This window comes from Flavobacterium aurantiibacter (assembly GCF_002251775.1).
Classification (GTDB): domain Bacteria; phylum Bacteroidota; class Bacteroidia; order Flavobacteriales; family Flavobacteriaceae; genus Flavobacterium; species Flavobacterium aurantiibacter.
This window is the reverse complement of record NZ_NOXX01000164.1, coordinates 1-19,193: the sequence shown is the minus strand read 5'-3', so window position 1 is coordinate 19,193 and position 19,193 is coordinate 1. Positions and strand designations below refer to the sequence as shown.

Sequence of the window (19,193 nt, the reverse complement as noted above, 5' to 3'; positions counted from 1 at the left end):
ATGCTGCCTTCGACAAGCTCAGGCACCGTCGATACGTGGGTTAGGCTGGGCAAAACGATACGTAAAGTGGTGAACGTCGCGGAGTCTAGCTTCTCTCCCGATAACTATCGGGACTAGCTTCTTGCAAAAAATCCCTCAAGCCTTCACAATATTGTTTTTTAGTTAAATATTTTGGAATGCTCGAATATCAAAGCGCGTTTAACCGTTACTTTGCCGAAAATTTTTACAGTGGTTCGTTGGATTATTCTTCTCCTGATCTTTGGTTTAATTGAACTGTATGCCTTTCAAGCATTCAAAACAGTCAATAAAGACAAAGGTTTTATCATTTCGTATCTCGTAATTTCTGTTGCTATAGTCGGAATTATCTTCTACGGTTTTACGCAGTTCGATCGCTCGGTAGGGCAAAATCGGATGTCGCTTTTTACCCTTGGATTAATGCTGGTCATTTACGTTCCTAAAATGCTTATTGGTTTAGTGCTTTTTGGCGAAGATTTATTCCGGGTATTTTGTGCCATTTCGCGCTATTTCGTGGATTACGATTCAAACACACCTGCCTTGCCCGAACGCCGAAAGTTTATCAGCCAGATTGCCCTCGGCCTCGCCGCCATACCGTTTGCGAGTTTAATTTACGGCATTTTTGAAGGAAAGTACAACTATAAAGTAATTACTACAAAACTGTATTTCCCGGATTTGCCAACTGCCTTCGACGGTTTAAAAATCACCCAGATTTCCGACGTACACAGCGGTAGTTTCGATAATCCCGAGAAAATTGAATACGCAATCGATTTGATCAATCAGCAAGAAACCGATTTAATTCTCTTCACCGGAGATATCGTAAATACACACGCTACCGAAATGCATCCGTGGATTGACACTTTCAAAAAAATTAAACCGCACAAATTCGGAAAGTTTGCAGTATTAGGGAACCACGATTACGGTGAATACGTTTCTTGGCCGTCGCAGCAGGAAAAAGATAAGAATTTTTCAGATATCAAAAAATTGTACGGCGATATCGACTTTAAACTGTTGTTGAACGAACATACTTCGATAACAAAAGACGGTGAAGCTTTGCACATTGTTGGCGTTGAAAATTGGGGCAAAAACTTCAAACAAGCGGGCGATTTAGGTAAAGCCGTTTCCGGATTAGATCGCGACGCATTTAAGATTTTAATGTCGCACGATCCATCGCATTGGGAGTACGAAGTTAAGACGCATCCGTCGAATGTGCATTTAACTTTGTCTGGACACACGCACGGCTTGCAGTTTGGGATTGAAATTCCCGGATTTTTCAAATGGAGTCCGGTTCAATACGTATATAAACAATGGGCAGGTTTGTATGAACATGAGAATCGCAAAATCTACGTAAATCGCGGTTTTGGCTTTCACGCGTATCCGGGTCGGGTAGGCATCTGGCCAGAAATCAGTGTTTTTGAACTAAAAAAGGGCGAAAAACCGGCGTAATACCGAAAAAACATATATTTGTACTATCAAGTTTAATTTTTTGCAGTAATGTCAAAATTTGGAGAACTGATTAGCGCGCCGATTCCGGTCTTAATCGATTTTTATACCGAGTGGAACGAACAGTCTACTTCTATGCACCCTGTGATCAGAGATGTGGCGGCTGCATTGGGCGATAAAGCCAAAGTCATCAAAATCGATGTCGATAAAAACCAAGAATTAGCCGAAGCGCTTCGCATCAAAAACGTTCCTACGTTAATGATTTACAAAAGCGGGCAAATGGTTTGGAGACAATCGGGCGAACTCGATGCAAACAGCATTATTGCAATCGTTCAAGAACAAGTCTGAGTTAACGCTACAGCTTTAAAACCTTTTTGCTGAAGAAATTCTAAAGTTCTCGGCAACGCATACCGCAAGTTTTTTTCTGCTTTTAAACTGTCGTGAAAAATCACGATACTGCCATCTTCAATATTGTTTAGCACGTTTTCTAAACAGTTCTCTGGACTAATTTGCGTGTCGAAATCGGCCGAAAGTACGTCCCACATAATTATTCGCGTTCCGAGCTTTTCCAATTGTTTGCGTTGCGAACGCCGAATTTTACCGTAAGGAGGTCGAAATAAAGTGGTTTTTGTATCCAATTGCGCCTGGCAATCTTCAAATTCCTGAATATATTCACTTGAATCGGTTTTCCAGCCGTTGGCGTGTGTTTGCGTATGGTTGCCAATGCTGTGGCCCTGTGCTCGTATCTTGTCGTAAACGGTTCTGTGCCGATTCACATTTTCGCCGATGCAGAAGAAAGTGGCTTTCGCCTGAAATTGTTCGAGTTGTTCCAAAACCCAGTCGGTTACGCCCGGTATGGGTCCGTCGTCGAAAGTCAGGTATACCAATCGTTCGCCCGCCGGCATTTTCCAGACAAAGTGCGGAAAAAGCCAGCGTACAAACCGACTCGTTTTAACCCAGTACCACATTACTCATTGTCGCGCTGAAAACGACCAAATTTTCCGTTCCAGCTGTTAAATGTAGTCTTTGACTTTTCGTAATAGGCAGCTTCGTCGTATTTTTTTACGAGCTGCAAGACACTTCTGTATCGTTCGATGGCAGCTACCACTTCGTAGTATAAATCCATTTGTTCGGAAGCGGTAAGCGATTGGAAATACTGTAATTGATCTTGATACTTCGCCGCAAGCTGTTCGTATAATTTTCGTCCTTCAGCGCGCTTGCCCAGTTTATAATAGGCTTCCACGTAAGTGTCGAGCAACGAATAATAGCCAAAATACTCAAAAGGCATATTCTTCATAGCGATATCAACCACTTCGGCAGCTTGAGCATTTTTACCTTCTTCGATCAAAGCAAAAATCAAACGCGATAAATTAGTTCGGTACGTCAGCGAGTTTTTGCGCGTTTCCGGATCGTGGTAAATATCAGGACTTCCGCTATTGCCCCATTCCCAATTCTTGACAATCTTGTACATTTTGTCGGCATCAATTTTCCCCATATCCAACACGCTCGCGTCTTTTGCAACAGGTGTTTTCACAGGAACTAACTTAAACACAATACCGTCGAGCTGCAGATAATCTTTCATCCACAAATAATCATCGTCGCCAAAACTGCCGCCAGTAAAGTAAATCGGACGCTTCCACTGGTTGTTTGCCACAATGTCGAGCATCATGACCCGATTTTTATACAGTGCTTGTCCTTTGATGTCGAAATCGATGAAATCGACAATGCTGTCGCGATCTTTTTCCGAAACCACCTTATTGGCAATAACCGCGTTCTTATCGATATTGAAACGTACTTTATTAGTTGGATAGAAGTGTAATTTCTGACCGTTTTTAAGTTCAATAAGCGTGCGTTCGTCGTCGGTTGCTAAGAATTTGATAAAGTCTTGTAAAGCCCAACGCGCGTCGGTTCGGTCGGTGAAGACAGAATAATCCAATTTGTCACCCACGTATTGTTTGTGAGAAAAGCTAATTGGAAGCGGTTCCGATTCGTACGCTTTGGCTTTCATTTGATCGATGTACCAATCCATATGCAACAAACTGGTGTTTACAATACGAACATCGGTTCTAAATCCCTCCACTTCTTGTGCATACCACAGCGGGAATGTATCGTTATCGCCAATGGTAAATAAAATGGCGTTAGGTTCACAAGACGATAAATACGCCTTGGCCATCGCTACCGCGGTGTATTTGTTGCTGCGGTCGTGATCGTCCCAATTCTGACTCGCCATTAAAACCGGTGCACCCAAAAGCGTGGCAACAAAAACGGCAGGAACAGCAATTTTAGAAGATACCGCTTTGCGTGCGTAATCAATAAGTCCGTACACGCCGTAGCAAATCCATAATGCAAAAACGTAAAACGATCCTACAAGAGCGTAATCGCGCTCACGTGGTTCAAACGGACGCTCATTCAAGTAAATCTTCAATGCCAAACCCGTGAACAAAAACAAAATAAGCAATACGTAAAAGCTTTTCACGTCGCGATTCGCATGGTAAATCATGCCCAGAATCGCCAAAATAAACGGAATGAAATAATAAGTGTTTCGTCCTTTGTTGTTTTTAGCATCTTGCGTAAGCGAATCCTGATTGCCTAATCGATACGAATCAACTGCATTGATGCCGCTGATCCAGTTTCCATCCTGCGTGTCGTAATTGCCTTGAATGTCGTTTTGACGTCCAGTGAAGTTCCACATCAGATAACGCCAGTACATATATCCAAATTGGTATTCAAACATAAATCCAATATTGTCGCCAAACGAAGGGCGTTCCACGATAAGGTAATCGCTGTACGCTTTTAAGAATTCGGCATAGCCTTCCATATCCACCTGACCTTGAGAGTAGGCTTGTCTGAATTCAGAAATAATCTGAACCAATTCAGCTTCTTCTGAATATTCCGGATTAATTCGGAACTCAAGCGGATGCGTAAAAGTCATGTAATTCTTTGCGTGCTCGGTGCTCCACATACGTGGCAAGATCGACTTGTGCGCAGACGAACTGTTTTGCTCCGCGTTTTTATAATTGTTGGTAATGATGTACTTACCTGTCGTATAATCGCGTTCGTAATTTGGTGCTTTATCTTTGTAAGGCTCTTCTTCATCCAAGCCGGCATACATATCCGAAAATTGTGGTCCGTAGAAAAGCGGATTAATACCGTATTGTTCGCGGTTGTAATACGCCAAAAGTTCGCGCGCATCCGAAGGTTTATTTTCGTTAATCACCGTGTTTGCATTCGCACGAATCGGGAGCATCATCCAGGTCGAGAAACCAATTAATATAAAAAGTACACTTAAAATAAGTGTGTTCCACTTCGGTAAATCTTTTTGTTTGGTGTAGCGCAAACCGAAATAGAATAAACCAATTAAAACTACAGCTACGAAAATGGTACCCGAATTAAAAGGCAATCCGAGGCTGTTTACCATAAATACTTCAGTGTTTCCGAACAAAGCCATCGTCCACGGAAGTAATAACTTGAAGATAAACAACAAGACCGAAACCACCACAATATTGGCGATGATGAAGTTTTTCGTTGTTACTGCGGGATATTTTTTAAAGAAGTACAAAAATCCGATTGAAGGTATGGTAAGCAAGGCCATAAAGTGGATTCCGAACGACAATCCAATGACGAGCGCTATAAGCAACAGCCATTTATTTCCGCGCGCTTGGTCTAAATCTTGTTCCCAGCGCAAACCGAGCCAAAATAATAGTGCAATCAGCAGCGTAGCCATGGCATAAACCTCGGCTTCAACCGCATTATACCAAAAGCTGTCGGAAAATGTAAAAGCCATCACACCTACAAAAGAGGCTGCTAGTATGGCCCAACCATCAATGTTTGTAGCAGTTTTGTCGGTCAATGCAACAAGTTTTCGCAGCAAAATCGTTGCCGTCCAAAACATAAACAATACCGTAAAGGCACTCGAAAACACCGACATCATATTAATCATCAAAGCAACAGTCTGATTATCGGGAGCAAACATCGAGAAAAAAGCACCCATCATTTGGTATAGAGGCGCTCCGGGTGGGTGACCAACCTCTAACTTTGCCGAGGTTGCAATGTATTCGCCGCAATCCCAAAAGCTCATCGTTGGCTCAACAGTTAGCGAATAAACGAGCAAGGCGATGGCAAAAGATAGCCAGCCTCCAATTGTATTCCATTTTTTAAATTGCTGTTCGCTCATAAAAACACGTGATTTTTGCGCTACAAAGAAACGATTTCTTGCCGCATTACAACAACTTACACACATTTTCTAAGCCGTATTAAGTAAGTTTTAACGCAAAAATTTTATCCTTTTTGAAATAAATATTTTGAAACATTTGGAAGTATTGAGATTTGTTATAAATTTGCACTCGCATTACGCAAAACTGGCCTATGGTGTAATGGTAACACTACGGTTTTTGGTGCCGTCTTTCTAGGTTCGAGTCCTAGTGGGCCAACGAAAAGTCCTCTCAATTTTTGGGAGGATTTTTTTTTGGGTGTTTCGCCGCCCCGTCCTAAACCCAACCGCGCCGCCACGCTTTCCGCTGCAACTCCTCGCTGCTTCATATCTTCAGCAGCTGCGGGGTTTCCGCTGCAATCGTTAACACGGGCAATCGTTACCAAAGAAACGTTTCTTCAAAAAAAAAGACCAAACAAAACGTCTGGTCTTTCCTAAAAACAGTAATTAACTTTTTAAATCTTAAAGGTCACCACCGGACGAACCGCGTGGTTTACCAAATCCTCAGAGATACTTCCGTTAAAGAAATGCGCAAAACCCGTGCGTCCGTGCGTGCTCACACCAATAACATCAGCATCAATTTTATTCGCAAAATTCAAAATGCCTTTTTCCACGTTGGTGTCGTTGTAAATATGCAACTGATGTCTTGGCAATGAAAATTCTTTGATGAAATTTTTCATGATATCTTCAGCCACATGCGTGGGTTTGAAACTGTTCGGTGTATTAATCATTACCAAATGCAATTCAGCATCAAAAATACCAGCAAGTTCAATCAGCTTTTGGAAAGGCTTGCGAATTTCAGACGAAAAATCCGATGCAAAAACAAATTTATCTGCCGTAAAGGTGTCAACACGATTCTTAATCACCAAAACAGGCACGTCTGACGTACGAACAATTTTTTCAGTATTCGAGCCAATGAGTAGTTCTTGGAAACCAGAAGCGCCGTGTGAACCCATAACAATTAAATCAACGGCGTGTTCTTTGCTGTAAGAAACAATGCCTTCAAAGGCTTTTTCAATGCGTGTTGCCGTAGTTACTTTAATGCCTTCAAGCAACGCTTCGTCTTTTAAATCTTCCAAACGGTCGTCGGTTTTCTTCAGAAATAACATGACTTCCGGAATGTTAACGCCGCTGTTTACGGCATCGTTCATATGAGTAGGTAAATCGAGCAAGTTTAAAATGAAAAGCTCAGAGCCGGTTTTGCGACAAAGCTGCGCAGCAACTTCCAAAGCATAATGAGCATGGTCAGAAAAATCCGTAGGGACAAGTATTCGTTTCATAAAGAATGAAAATTTATTGATTATTGGTTTTCACAATAAAGTTACGAAATTATTGTGCGTAAACGGATGTTTTTGATTTTTAAAAATTTACCGTATCTTTGCACCGTTATTTACGAAAACGGGATAATGAGGGAAGCGCAGCTTCCCTCTTTTATTACAATATGGATTTTAAAAAAACAGTTCAGGATTTATTAGACCAAGCGCTCGCCGAACGGGTCGACTTGTTTCTAATTGATTTGAAAATTAGTGATTTAAATAAAGTTGAGATAACAATTGATGGCGATAAGGGTGTAACTTTGCAGGATTGCATCGACATAAGTAGAGCCGTTGAGCACAATCTCGACCGCGAAGCCGTAGATTTTGCCATCGATGTAGCGTCGGCTGGTGTAGGTTCTCCACTAAAAAACGTTCGTCAATACAAGAAAAATGTAGGAAGAACGCTCAAAGTGAAAACCGAAACCAAAGAGATCGAAGCAACGTTGGCAGAAGCAAACGATGAAAACATAAAACTTTCTTGGTCCGCTCGCGAGCCAAAAAAGATAGGTAAAGGAAAAGAAACGGTTCAACACGAACTGATCTTACCTTACGCCGAGATCAAACAAGCAATAGTGACCATAACATTTTAACAATATAGAATTTTTAGTATGGAGAATTTAGCATTAATCGAGTCGTTTTCGGAATTTAAAGACGATAAACTGATTGATCGCGTAACCCTGATGGCAATACTCGAAGATGTATTTAGAAATGCACTCAAAAAGAAATTCGGCTCCGACGAGAATTTCGATATCATCATCAATCCTGATAAAGGAGATATGGAAATTTGGCGCCGACGCGTAATCGTTGCCGACGACGATCTCGATCTTGAAAACGAAGAAATTACCCTTACTGAAGCGCGTAAAATTGAGCCCGATTTCGAAATCGGTGAAGAAGTTTCGGAAGAAGTGAAGCTAATCGACCTCGGAAGACGAGCTATTCTCGCTTTACGCCAAAACCTGATTTCAAAAATTCACGAACACGACAACACCAATCTTTACAAGCAATTTAAAGACCTTGTCGGTGAAATTTATACAGCCGAAGTACACCACGTTCGTCCGCGCGTAGTTATCTTAGTTGACGACGACGGAAACGAAATCGTACTTCCAAAAGAAAAACAAATTCCAAACGATTTCTTCCGCAAAGGAGATAACGTACGTGGAATCATCGAAAGCGTCGAGCTGAAAGGCAACAAACCGCAAATCATCATGTCGCGCACTTCGGAAAAATTCTTAGAGAAATTATTCGAACAAGAAATTCCAGAGGTTTTCGACGGTTTAATCATGGTGAAAAATGTAGTGCGAATTCCGGGCGAAAAAGCAAAAGTAGCTGTGGATTCTTACGACGATCGTATCGATCCGGTAGGCGCTTGCGTAGGTATGAAAGGTTCTCGAATTCACGGGATTGTTCGCGAATTAGGAAACGAAAACATCGACGTAATTAACTACACAACGAATACACAATTATATATCACACGTGCGCTTTCACCAGCAAAAGTTTCTTCAATTAAAATTGATGAAAACAGCAAGCGTGCCGAGGTTTTCTTGAAGTTAGACGAAGTATCGAAGGCAATCGGACGCGGCGGGCACAACATTAAACTTGCGGGTTTACTTACAGGTTACGAACTTGATGTAATTCGCGAAGGTGTTGCAGCCGACGAAGAAGACGATGTAGAATTAACAGAGTTTTCGGATGAAATCGATGGCTGGATCATCGACGAATTCGCGAAAATTGGTCTCGATACGGCACGAAGCGTACTGAAACACGATATTAACGACTTGGTTCGCAGAACGGATCTTGAAGAAGAAACAATCCGCGAAGTATTTAAAATTCTGAGAGAAGAATTTAGCAACTAACAACTACAACAACAACACAACGGACACCTTTAAATAAATTTATGTCTGAGGAAAGAGTAATAAGAATAAATAAAGTTTTACGCGAATTCAATATCTCGCTAGATAGAGCTGTTGAATTCTTGAAAGAAAAGGGAATTGCCATCGATGCAAATCCGAATGCCAAGATTTCGAATACTGAATTCGAGATTTTGCACAAACAGTTTGCCGGCGATTTAGCCAACAAGGAAGCCTCAAAAGAAGTAAGCGAAGAAAAACGCAAGGAGAAAGAACTCCTTCGTTTGGAACGCGAACGCGAAATTGAGGAGAAGCGCAAAGCTGATGAGGCAAAACTGCGTCAGCAGCAAGAGGTTATTAAGGCAAAAGCCAATGCACCAACCATCAAACAAGTTGGTACCATCGACTTAAATCCGAAAAAACCGGAACCTAAACCTGCTGCACCTGCACCTGCGCCAGCAGCACCGGTTGCACCTGCGCCAAAACCTGTGGAAACGCCAAAAGTTGAGGCGCCACAACCCGTTAAGGAAGAACCAAAAGTTGAAGCGCCTAAGCCTGTTGCCCCTGAACCAGTTGCCGCAGCGCCAGAAGTGGTAACGCCTGCTCCAGAAACGCCTGCAGCTCCAGTTGAAGAGACCTTTCAAACGCAGTATGTGCAACTGAGCGGTACTACTTTCACCGGAAAAACAATCGATCTTTCTCAGTTCAATAAACCGAAAAAGAAAAAAGAAGATACCAAACCAAATGCGTCGAACGATCCGAACAAAGGAAAACGCAAACGCATAACACCAGCTCCAGGCGCTAAGCCCGGAATGGGAAGCGGGCAACGTATCGTTCCAAATAGCGCTCAAAATAAACCGGGTCAACGTCCTGGTTTTGTAAAAGGACAGCGTCCGGCTATCACACCGAAAGTTGAGCCTACCGAAGAAGAAGTTAAAAACCAGATTCGCGAAACGCTAGAAAAACTGCAAGGAAAAGGAAACAAATCCAAAGCAGCGAAGTATAGAAGAGACAAACGCGATAGCCACCGACAAAAATCAGACGATGAGCAAAGAGCTATCGAAGAAGGTAGCAAAATTCTAAAAGTTACCGAGTTCGTTACTGTAGGTGAGATTGCGACCATGATGGACGTGCCGATCACCAAAGTAATAGGTACTTGTATGTCGCTCGGAATCATGGTTACCATGAACCAACGATTGGATGCGGAAACGCTAACCATCGTTGCCGATGAGTTTGGCTTTGAAGTACAATTCATCACTACCGACATCGAAGAAACACTAGAAGTTGTTGAAGATCGTCCGGAAGATTTAGTAACTCGTGCGCCGATAGTAACCGTTATGGGTCACGTTGACCACGGTAAAACATCTTTGCTTGATTACATTCGTAAAGAGAACGTTATTGCCGGTGAATCGGGTGGAATTACCCAGCACATTGGTGCTTACGGCGTGACACTCGAAAACGGTCAGAAAATTGCATTCCTTGATACACCAGGTCACGAAGCGTTTACCGCCATGCGTGCACGTGGAGCCCAAGTTACCGATATCGCTATTATTGTGGTTGCTGCCGACGACGACATCATGCCACAAACCAAAGAAGCGATTTCGCACGCACAAGCAGCTGGTGTACCAATTATTTTCGCCATTAACAAAATCGATAAGCCAAACGCAAATCCAGAGAAAATTAAGGAGCGTTTAGCCGGAATGAATTTGTTGGTTGAAGATTGGGGTGGAAAAATCCAATCGCAAGACATCTCTGCAAAAGTGGGAACCGGTGTTCACGAACTTTTAGAGAAAGTATTGCTTGAGGCCGAAATCTTAGAACTGAAAGCCAACCCAGCTCGAACTGCACAAGGAACGGTTGTGGAAGCATTCTTAGATAAAGGAAAAGGGTATGTATCAACCATCTTGGTGCAAACCGGAACACTTCGCGTAGGCGATTATATCCTTGCCGGTAAACACCACGGTAAAGTAAAAGCGATGCACGACGAACGCGGACACGTAGTTACCGTAGCAGGACCATCGACACCAGTATCTATTCTCGGACTCGACGGTGCACCAACCGCGGGCGATAAATTTGCTGTATTTGAAGACGAACGCGAAGCAAAAGCAATCGCTGCAAAACGTACACAATTGATGCGCGAGCAGTCGGTGCGTACTCAGCGTCACATTACCCTTGCCGAAATTGGAAGACGTATCGCTTTAGGTCAGTTTAAAGAATTGAACATCATCCTTAAAGGTGACGTGGACGGTTCTGTGGAAGCACTTTCCGATTCGTTCTCGAAATTATCGACGGAAGAAATTCAAATCAATATCATTCACAAAGGAGTAGGTGCCATCACCGAATCGGATGTGATGTTGGCTTCGGCATCGGATGCCATTATTATCGGATTTAACGTACGTCCGGCAGGTGCTGCGCGTGCCTTAGCAGATAAGGAAGAAATCGATATCCGTAACTACTCAATCATTTACGACGCAATCGACGATCTGCGCGACGCGATGGAAGGTATGTTGTCGCCGGAAATGAAAGAGGAAATTACCGGTACAGCAGAAATCCGCGAATTGTTCAAGATTTCAAAAGTCGGAACTATTGCCGGATGTATGGTTACCGATGGAAAGATTTTCCGAAACAACAAAGTGCGTATTATTCGCGACGGCGTGGTAGTTCATACCGGAGATTTAGTTGCCCTGAAACGTTTCAAAGACGACGTGAAAGAGGTAAGTAAAGGTTACGATTGCGGTATTCAAATCAAAGGTTTCAACGATATCGAACAAAACGATATTATCGAATCCTTCCAAGAAGTTGCCGTACGTAAGAAGTTGAAGTAATCAAACGTATAATTTGATATATTAGCTGCCTTAGGGCAGCTTTTTTTATGCCAGAAACGAAGCAATTGGGAAAAGACGAAGCAATTGGGGAATATTTTATCATGGGAATTGTCGTTATTCTCGGCATATGGATTCTATTCCTGTTTTACAACTTCGTGAGAGAAGTTTACGATTCGATTCACAGTTATTTTTTCGATCGCATTCCCGTATCGCGGTTTGCGGTGCGTTTGCGCAAACTTTCTTTAGCCGACAGCGCAGTTTTGCAAAATACGTTTTTGTTTTACAACCAACTTACCCAACGGCAGCAGTTGTTTTTTAATCATCGGGTGGTTATCTTTTTAGAGAAGTATCGCATTCACGGCCGCGATATCAGCATTACCAAAGAAATGGCGTTAACAATTTCTGGAACGTACGTCATGTTAACTTTTGGTTTTCGCGACTATTTATCGAAATCCTTCGAACGTATTGTGGTTTATCCCAGCGTGTACCCATCATCGGTTTCCGACGATTATCACAAAGGCGAGTTTAACCCAGCCACGAAATCGGTGGTGTTTTCGTGGGAAGATTTTCGGGATGGTCATGAAATTGAAAACGACAATTTGAATTTGGGCATACACGAGTTTACCCACGTTTTGCATTTCGATTCGATGCGCTTTCAGCATGCCAACGCGCGTTTGTTTAGAAAACACTTCAACAACATATTGGTTTTACTAACCCAAGACGACTACAAGCAAAAGATTGAAGAAGCAGCTTTGTTTCGCGATTATGCAAAAACCAACGAGTTTGAGTTTTTAGCGGTTTTGGTAGAACACTTTTTCGAATCGCCTGTACAGTTGAAAACACAGCTGCCCGAATTGTATTTTTCGGTGGCGCGTTTGTTGAACTGCGAAAGGAGTTAGAGAATTGCATTTGCGGAGTAACTCTTCACCGATATCAAAAGGCAGAATAGTTTTTATTTGGGCGGCATTTCGCGCTTTACGTTACAATCCGCGCTAGCAGCTGCGGTTGCGGCAATATTTGCTTGCAGCTTCCGTTGGTCGCTGCAATCAAATAGCCTTCACGCCCAGCTGCTAAGCCCGTATTTCCACTGCAATCGCGGCCGCGAGGAATGTGCCAGTTGTCATTGCCAGAATTAAACAATATAAACTACTATTCTAAATTGATTTTCGATTTTTAGTAGAAAAATAAACTTCGTAACGTTATTTTTTTATATTTGACAAAAATGTCAAGAAATTTTTTTCAAGATGCAAAGAGAAAACACTGGGGAGTTTATACGACAATTACGAGAACAGGCTGAAATGCCTTTAAGAAAGCTTGCCGCACTGTTGGATATAGATCAAAGTACGCTTAGCAAATTAGAGCGCGGCGAGCGACCAGTTAGCCGTCAAATGTTACCAATTATTGCAAAAACTTTTAAGGTAAACGAGAAAGAACTTATTGTAAAGTTTATGAGTAATCAAGTAGCTTACCAATTGGCAGACGAAATATATGCAAAAGATATTCTGATGGCGGCCGAGGAGGTTTTAGGCTATTCGAACGGGAAAGAAAAGCAAAAAAGTGTGATTGAAAAGCAGGCAAAAAAGAATCCAAGTAAATAGAACGGTAACAAGTGATGGAATTACAGTTAGAAAGTTTAAAGTATCAGGATGATGCTGTTCAGTCGGTAGTGAAAATTTTTGAAGGTGCCGAAAAAAACACATTTGACAATGCAAATTTTGAAGGAATCAGGATAAATTTTTGTCGATTGTCGCCGACGCAAATTAAAGAGAATATTCTAGGCGTATTAAAAGAAAACGGAATCGATAAGCAAACTGCTAAGCTATCGGAGGATAACGATATATGCGTAGAAATGGAAACAGGGACGGGAAAAACACTTGTTTACATAAAAACCATTTACGAGCTTTATAAGCATTATGGATTTACTAAGTTTATCATTTTAGTTCCGTCCGTAGCTATACGCCAAGGGGTTTTGAATGCGCTTAGCATATTCGAAAAGCAACTCGAAAATATCTACAGCTTTACACCTAAAGCGTTCGAATACGATAGTAAGCGGCTGTCTAAAGTAACTAACTTTATCGAAGAACAGTATCCGCAGATAATGGTAATGACTCTGGCATCGTTTAATTCGGAGGAAAAGATTCTCAATCAAGTTCAGAGAGAAGATCTATTTGCAAACATACCCTTCATTAACGCTATTGGGAAAACAAGACCGATTATTATCATGGATGAGCCGCAAGAAGGGATGGATACCGAGAATTCCATAAAGCAAATTGCAAAGCTCAATCCGCTAATCAAATTGCGTTATTCAGCAACACATAAAGTTTTTAAAAATTTGGTTTATCGCTTAACGCCGTTCGACAGTTATAAACAAGGCTTGGTTAAAAAAATTGAAGTTCTTACAGTTACTGAGAAAAATGATGAAGCGACACTAAAAATTGAGCTTACGGAGACGCAACACGGAAAAGGTGAACCAAAAGCTAAATTAAAAGTATGGAAATTAAAAGCAGGAAAATTTGTTTTTGAACAAACAAGTTGGTTAAAAGTAGGGGATAATTTGGGTGAAAAAACAAGTAATCCTAGCTACCTGAATTATGAAATTACGCGCGTCAATAAAGGACTCAAAACAGGTAAGTGGTTTGTTGAGTTTTCGAACGGTGTAATAATAGAAGAAAAGCAAAGCGCAGGTAATATACAAGGGGTTTGGGCACTGCAATTAGAGTGGCTAATTCGACGCCATTTTCAAAAAAGACAAAAAATGGAGACATTGGGAATTAAATGTCTATCACTTATTTTCATTGATAAAGTAGCAAATTACGTGGGGGAGACACCCATTATTAAGCAACTTTTCATAGAAAAATACAAGCTTGTTTACGAAGAATGGAATCGAGGTCAACAACCTACGGATGAACATATAAACCAAATTCAAGGATATTATTTCGCTCAAAAAGCATCCGGGGAATTTGCCGATAATGAAGGAGGGCAGAAAGAGCAAAAAAAGATTTACGAGTTAATCTTAGAAAAGAAGGAAGAACTTCTCGCTACATCGAACCCAGTACAATTTATTTTTTCACACTCGGCATTGGGAGTAGGTTGGGATAATCCCAATGTATTCAATATTGCAACCTTAAATACCGCATATTCTGAAATTCGTAAACGGCAAGAAATAGGAAGGGGTCTTCGTATTTGTGTAAATCAAGAAGGCACCAGAGTTTATGATGCTATGAATGTTGCCGATGATGAGCGTATAAACCAGTTAACCGTTATTCCGAACGAAACCTACGAAACTTTTGTAACGCAATATCAAGAGGAAATAAAAGAAGTTTACGGAACAAGCAAAGCAGGTGCGGCATTAACACACACTCACAAAGATAAAACGCAAAACGAAGTACATTTTAAACGCAACCAAAGCGAAACTATAAATGCGGCATTTAAACGTTTTTGGAAAGCACTAGCAAAGAAAACCGATTACATTGTTTCATTTGATGAAGAGGAATTATTAAGAAAAGCAATAGAACAAATTAGCGAATTAAAAATTGCCGACTATAGAGCGGAAGTTAATAGTCGCTACATTAAAGAAATAAAACAAGACGAAATAGCTGATGATTTTAGAGGAACAGAATCATATGCGTTGAATGCCCAATTCTCACCACTAGATTTAGTGGAGGAGTTAAGCGAAAATACTGGTTTATGTTACAGTAGTGCATTTAAAATCGTAAACGGAATTACCAACTATGTTGAGTGTGTAAAAAATCCACCTAAGTTTATTCATTTAGCGGCGGCTATTATTAGAAATATCGAATTAGACGAAATGATCCGCGGTTTAAGCTATCAGCTAACTGGTGATGAGTTTCCTTTTAATTTTTATGACTTTGTAAAGCAAATAGATAAAAAAGACGTAACGGAAACACCAAACAGAGGTGTGTTCGACAAATTTATTAATGACAGTACTATTGAGCATTTGTTTGGTATTGGTGCAGATGTCGACCCAGAAATTGTTTGTTTCCTCAAACTACCAAACTGGTATCGCATAGAAACGCCTATTGGCCCATATGAACCCGATTTTGGTTTAGTGATGAAACGCAAAAGTCTAAAAACAAATACGGAAACTGAGTTTTACTTTGTAGTTGAAACTAAGGGTACCGATGATATTAACGATAAGAAAGCCTTAAAAGAGAGCGAAGTATATAAAATAAGATGTGCAATGAAACATTTTGAAGCCCTAGGTGTCGAAGTACAATACAAAGCACCTGTAAAAGAGTACCTGAAATTTAAAGAAAATGCCTCGAACGATGTAACACAACTTAACAACTAAACCAATGAAAACGCAAGAAATAAAAGCACTGTTTGAGCAGTTCGAGGCAGTAGCATCTGAATACGAAGGAGTTGAGTGTTGGAGCGCAAGAGAAATGCAAACACTACTCGGATACAGTAAGTGGGAAAACTTTGAAAAAGTAATTATCAAAGCAAAGGAAGCTTGTAACTATGCGGGGGAAGATGTACAAAACCATTTTCCTGACGTCAGGAAAATGGTCGAGATAGGTTCAAAAACAGAGCGCACAATAAATGATATCCTACTGACTAGATACGCTTGCTACCTTATTGCGCAAAACGGCGATAGCCGAAAGGAGCAAATTTCTTTTGCCCAAAATTATTTCGCTGTACAAACCAGAAGAGCCGAATTAGTAGAACAGAGATTATTAGAAAGTGAGCGTATCAAAGCGCGGGAGAAACTTAGTCAAACTGAAAAACAACTATCAGGTGTACTCTATGAAAGAGGTGTCGATAGTCAAGGTTTTGCGCTTATCCGTTCTAAAGGCGATCAAGCCCTCTTTAAGTTGAATACACAAGCACTGAAGAAAAAAATGGGTGTCCCCGACAACAGACCTGTTGCCGATTTTCTACCCACAATTAGCATCAAAGCAAAGGATTTAGCAGCTGAAATGACCAGCTTAAACGTACAAAACAAAGATTTGAAAGGACAAAATCCGATCGAGAAAGAACACGTCGACAACAATCTAGCCGTACGAAAAATGTTGACAGAAAGAAACATAGTTCCCGAAAACCTGCCTCCTGCCGAGGATGTGAAAAAATTACAACGAAAGCTAGTAGCCGAAGAAAAGAAGGCATTAAAGCCAACAAACAAGAGAAAGTAAGCCATGGAAGAAACATACAATCCATTAGAAAATGTACAATCTCACGATTGGAACAAAGAGCGTTTAGAGCAACTAAAAAAGCTAATGCCCGATTTATTTACTAACGATGGGCAACTCAACGTTAACGAATTAAAAAAAGTTGTAGACCCTAATTTAGTAACCGAAACCGAGCGTTACGAGTTTCGTTGGTTCGGGAAAAGTAAAGCCAAACGCGAAGCCTTTACGCCTACAAACGCAACTTTAGTTTACGATGAAAGCCGCAGTGTAAACCCAACCGAAAGCGAAAACCTTATTATTGAAGGCGAGAATTTAGCGGTACTAAAATTATTGAGCAACAGTTACCGCGAAAAAGTAAAATGCATCTACATTGATCCGCCATACAACACTGGGCAGGATTTTGTGTATTCCGATAATTTCGCTCAAGACCGTAAGGCATATTGGGAAGATTCTGGCGTTACCGAAGAGGGTGTAAAAATTGACACAAACACCGAAACGGATGGGCGCTACCACAGCAATTGGCTTAATATGATGTACAGTCGCTTGCTAGTTGCCCGGCAACTGCTGCGAGAAGATGGGGTGATTTTTATTTCAATTGACGATAACGAAGTGCATCACTTAAGAAAGCTATGTGATGAAGTGTTTGGAGCTGATAACTTTGTTTCAAATATTATTTGGGAAAAGAAATTTGCTCCTTCAAATGATGCAAAGTGGTTTTCTGCAAATCATGACCACATCATTTGCTATTCAAAAAACAAAGAAATTTATCGACCAATTTTACTTGATAGAAGCATAGAAGCGAAATTGAGGTATAAAAATCTCGATCAGGATGAGCGAGGCGACTGGGTTTCTGGAGACATGACTGTAAAAACTTACAATCCGCAATATGACTTTCCTATTACAACACCTTCGGGAAGAACAGTTAATCCACCAAAAGGAGTTTGTTGGCGCTATTCAAAAGAGAAATTTCAAGAGCTTATTGAAGATAAGAGAGTTTGGTTTGGAGAAGATGGGGATAATGTTCCTAGATTAAAGAGGTTTTTAAGTGAAGTTAAAGATGGAGTAACTCCGTTAACTATATGGTATCACAAAGATGTTGGTCATAACCAAGAAGCTGCACAGGAATGTAGAAAATTGTTTAATGGAGCACAGTATTTTGACACACCTAAACCTGTAAGACTACTTAAAAGGATAATAGAACTTTCCGTTAAATCTGGGGATATTGTTATGGATTTTTTCTCCGGCTCAGGAACAGCAGGTCAGGCAATTATGGAGTTGAATGCAAAAGACTTTGGAAATAGAAAGTTCATTCTGATACAAATCCCTGAGATGATTGGACAATCAAGCGATGCTTTTAAAGATGGTTACAAAAGGATAAGCGACATTACTATATACCGCAACAAGCGAGTTATAGATAAAATTAATGAAGATAACAAAGAAAGCGACTTTAAGAAAAAAGAAGAACTTCCTTTCGAAATGGTAGCGGAAGCACAAGAAACGTACATGAAGAAAAAAAATCTTGGCTTCAAAGTTTTCAAATTACAAAAGTCGAATTTTCCTAGGGTAGAGTTTGCGCCAGACCCCGACAAAACCAACGAAGAGAATGTGGAATTGCTCCAAAAGTATATTCGAGACAAAGAATCACAACTAGTTACGGCATTCAACAGAGACGATTTAATGACCGAGATTTTAATAAAAAACGGTTTTACACTCAACTACAAGGTAACCAAGCAAGAGCATTTCAAAAAAAACGAACTGTTTTTAGCAACCGATGGCGAAAAAGAAACCTTGATTTGCTTGGATATATCTATTGATTTAGAAACTGTCGAACAGTTTAAAAAGCAGGCAAACGAGCAACAAAAGCACAAGTTTATTTGCCTTGAGCGAGCACTCGACACTACAAAAAAATGGAACTTAAAGCATTATTTAGGAGATAAGTTTAACGCGTTTTAATTTTGATTTTTAATGGCTACATCAGAAAATAAGTTTTTTGAAAAACAAACACTTTCATCACGCATAAAGGCAAGTATCGTTTCTGAATACTTTCCAAGTTATTGTAAGATAATTGTAAATAAGCATACTCCGGTAGCGGTAAGATATATAGATCTATTCGCGGGTCCAGGTATTTACAATGATCAAAATCCTTCGACTCCCATTCTTATTGCAAAACATTGTGAAAGAGATCCGTTCTTAAAAAATATCGTTAAGATGATTTTTAACGATAACTTCTATTCTGACGAGTTAAAAAGAAATTTTGAAAAGCATTTTAATGAAAACACTTTTAAACACAAACCACATTTCGGAAAAGGTACCGTAGGTGAAAATATCGAAATAACAAAATTCTTTTAGTACACGACAAAAAACATAATTGATTAAAAATCAATAAA

The 19,193-nt window shown here is 40.6% G+C and carries 14 protein-coding genes and 1 tRNA gene; 12 read left to right on the top strand and 3 right to left on the bottom strand.

Going from position 1 to position 19,193, the window contains the following annotated elements:
- The first annotated feature begins 228 nt into the window (after positions 1-228).
- Together CHX27_RS04435 and CHX27_RS04430 are read left to right on the top strand one after the other, a co-directional pair.
- On the top strand, positions 229-1,461 hold the full coding sequence (locus CHX27_RS04435; protein WP_094485559.1) for a metallophosphoesterase: 1,233 nt from the start codon (positions 229-231) through the stop codon (positions 1,459-1,461).
- A 48-nt stretch (positions 1,462-1,509) separates the two neighbouring features.
- Positions 1,510-1,806 carry a thioredoxin family protein gene (locus tag CHX27_RS04430; protein ID WP_094485557.1) on the top strand — a complete coding sequence of 99 codons (297 nt, stop codon included), beginning with the start codon at positions 1,510-1,512 and terminating at the stop codon, positions 1,804-1,806.
- On the opposite strand, the gene CHX27_RS04425 is transcribed toward CHX27_RS04430, so the two are convergent.
- Together CHX27_RS04425 and CHX27_RS04420 are read right to left on the bottom strand one after the other, a co-directional pair.
- Positions 1,791-2,426 carry a polysaccharide deacetylase family protein gene (locus CHX27_RS04425; RefSeq protein ID WP_094485556.1) on the bottom strand — a complete coding sequence of 212 codons (636 nt, stop codon included), beginning with the start codon at positions 2,424-2,426 and terminating at the stop codon, positions 1,791-1,793. The genes CHX27_RS04430 and CHX27_RS04425 overlap by 16 nt on opposite strands.
- The gene (locus tag CHX27_RS04420) at positions 2,426-5,632 is read right to left on the bottom strand and encodes a glycosyltransferase family 117 protein (RefSeq protein ID WP_094485558.1); all 3,207 of its coding nucleotides are present in this window, start codon (positions 5,630-5,632) and stop codon (positions 2,426-2,428) included. Before CHX27_RS04420 ends, CHX27_RS04425 begins: the two co-directional genes overlap by 1 nt.
- Positions 5,633-5,817: 185 nt before the next feature.
- Here CHX27_RS04420 and CHX27_RS04415 point away from each other — a divergent pair.
- Positions 5,818-5,888 (top strand) — tRNA-Gln (locus CHX27_RS04415).
- 235 nt (positions 5,889-6,123) lie between these two features.
- Here CHX27_RS04415 and CHX27_RS04405 read toward each other — a convergent pair.
- Entirely contained in the window at positions 6,124-6,948 is an 825-nt protein-coding gene (locus tag CHX27_RS04405) for a universal stress protein (protein WP_094485554.1), read from the bottom strand.
- 161 nt (positions 6,949-7,109) lie between these two features.
- Here CHX27_RS04405 and rimP point away from each other — a divergent pair, with 161 nt between their 5' ends.
- The 9 genes from rimP (at position 7,110) to CHX27_RS04360 (ending at position 19,155) form a co-directional block, all read left to right on the top strand.
- Positions 7,110-7,574 (top strand): ribosome assembly cofactor RimP, encoded by a 465-nt coding sequence (rimP, locus tag CHX27_RS04400; RefSeq protein WP_094485553.1) that lies wholly within the window; start codon positions 7,110-7,112, stop codon positions 7,572-7,574.
- Between the two features lie 18 nt (positions 7,575-7,592).
- Positions 7,593-8,837 carry a transcription termination factor NusA gene (nusA, locus tag CHX27_RS04395; RefSeq protein ID WP_094485552.1) on the top strand — a complete coding sequence of 415 codons (1,245 nt, stop codon included), beginning with the start codon at positions 7,593-7,595 and terminating at the stop codon, positions 8,835-8,837.
- A 41-nt stretch (positions 8,838-8,878) separates the two neighbouring features.
- Positions 8,879-11,656, top strand: coding sequence for a translation initiation factor IF-2 (gene infB, locus CHX27_RS04390; protein WP_094485551.1), 2,778 nt, complete (start codon positions 8,879-8,881; stop codon positions 11,654-11,656).
- Positions 11,657-11,703: 47 nt separating this feature from the next.
- Positions 11,704-12,555, top strand: coding sequence for a zinc-dependent peptidase (locus tag CHX27_RS04385; protein WP_094485550.1), 852 nt, complete (start codon positions 11,704-11,706; stop codon positions 12,553-12,555).
- Between the two features lie 345 nt (positions 12,556-12,900).
- Positions 12,901-13,254 (top strand): helix-turn-helix domain-containing protein, encoded by a 354-nt coding sequence (locus CHX27_RS04380; RefSeq protein ID WP_094485549.1) that lies wholly within the window; start codon positions 12,901-12,903, stop codon positions 13,252-13,254.
- A 14-nt stretch (positions 13,255-13,268) separates the two neighbouring features.
- Positions 13,269-15,968 (top strand): restriction endonuclease, encoded by a 2,700-nt coding sequence (locus tag CHX27_RS04375; RefSeq protein ID WP_094485548.1) that lies wholly within the window; start codon positions 13,269-13,271, stop codon positions 15,966-15,968.
- 4 nt (positions 15,969-15,972) lie between these two features.
- Positions 15,973-16,809: a DNA damage-inducible protein D gene (gene dinD / locus CHX27_RS04370; protein ID WP_094485547.1), complete on the top strand. Its 837-nt coding sequence runs from the start codon at positions 15,973-15,975 to the stop codon at positions 16,807-16,809.
- Positions 16,810-16,812: 3 nt separating this feature from the next.
- Complete coding sequence (locus CHX27_RS04365; RefSeq protein WP_094485546.1) at positions 16,813-18,759, top strand: site-specific DNA-methyltransferase; 1,947 nt, start codon at positions 16,813-16,815, stop codon at positions 18,757-18,759.
- A gap of 12 nt (positions 18,760-18,771) precedes the next feature.
- On the top strand, positions 18,772-19,155 hold the full coding sequence (locus CHX27_RS04360) for a class I SAM-dependent methyltransferase (protein ID WP_094485545.1): 384 nt from the start codon (positions 18,772-18,774) through the stop codon (positions 19,153-19,155).
- Positions 19,156-19,193 lie beyond the last annotated feature (38 nt).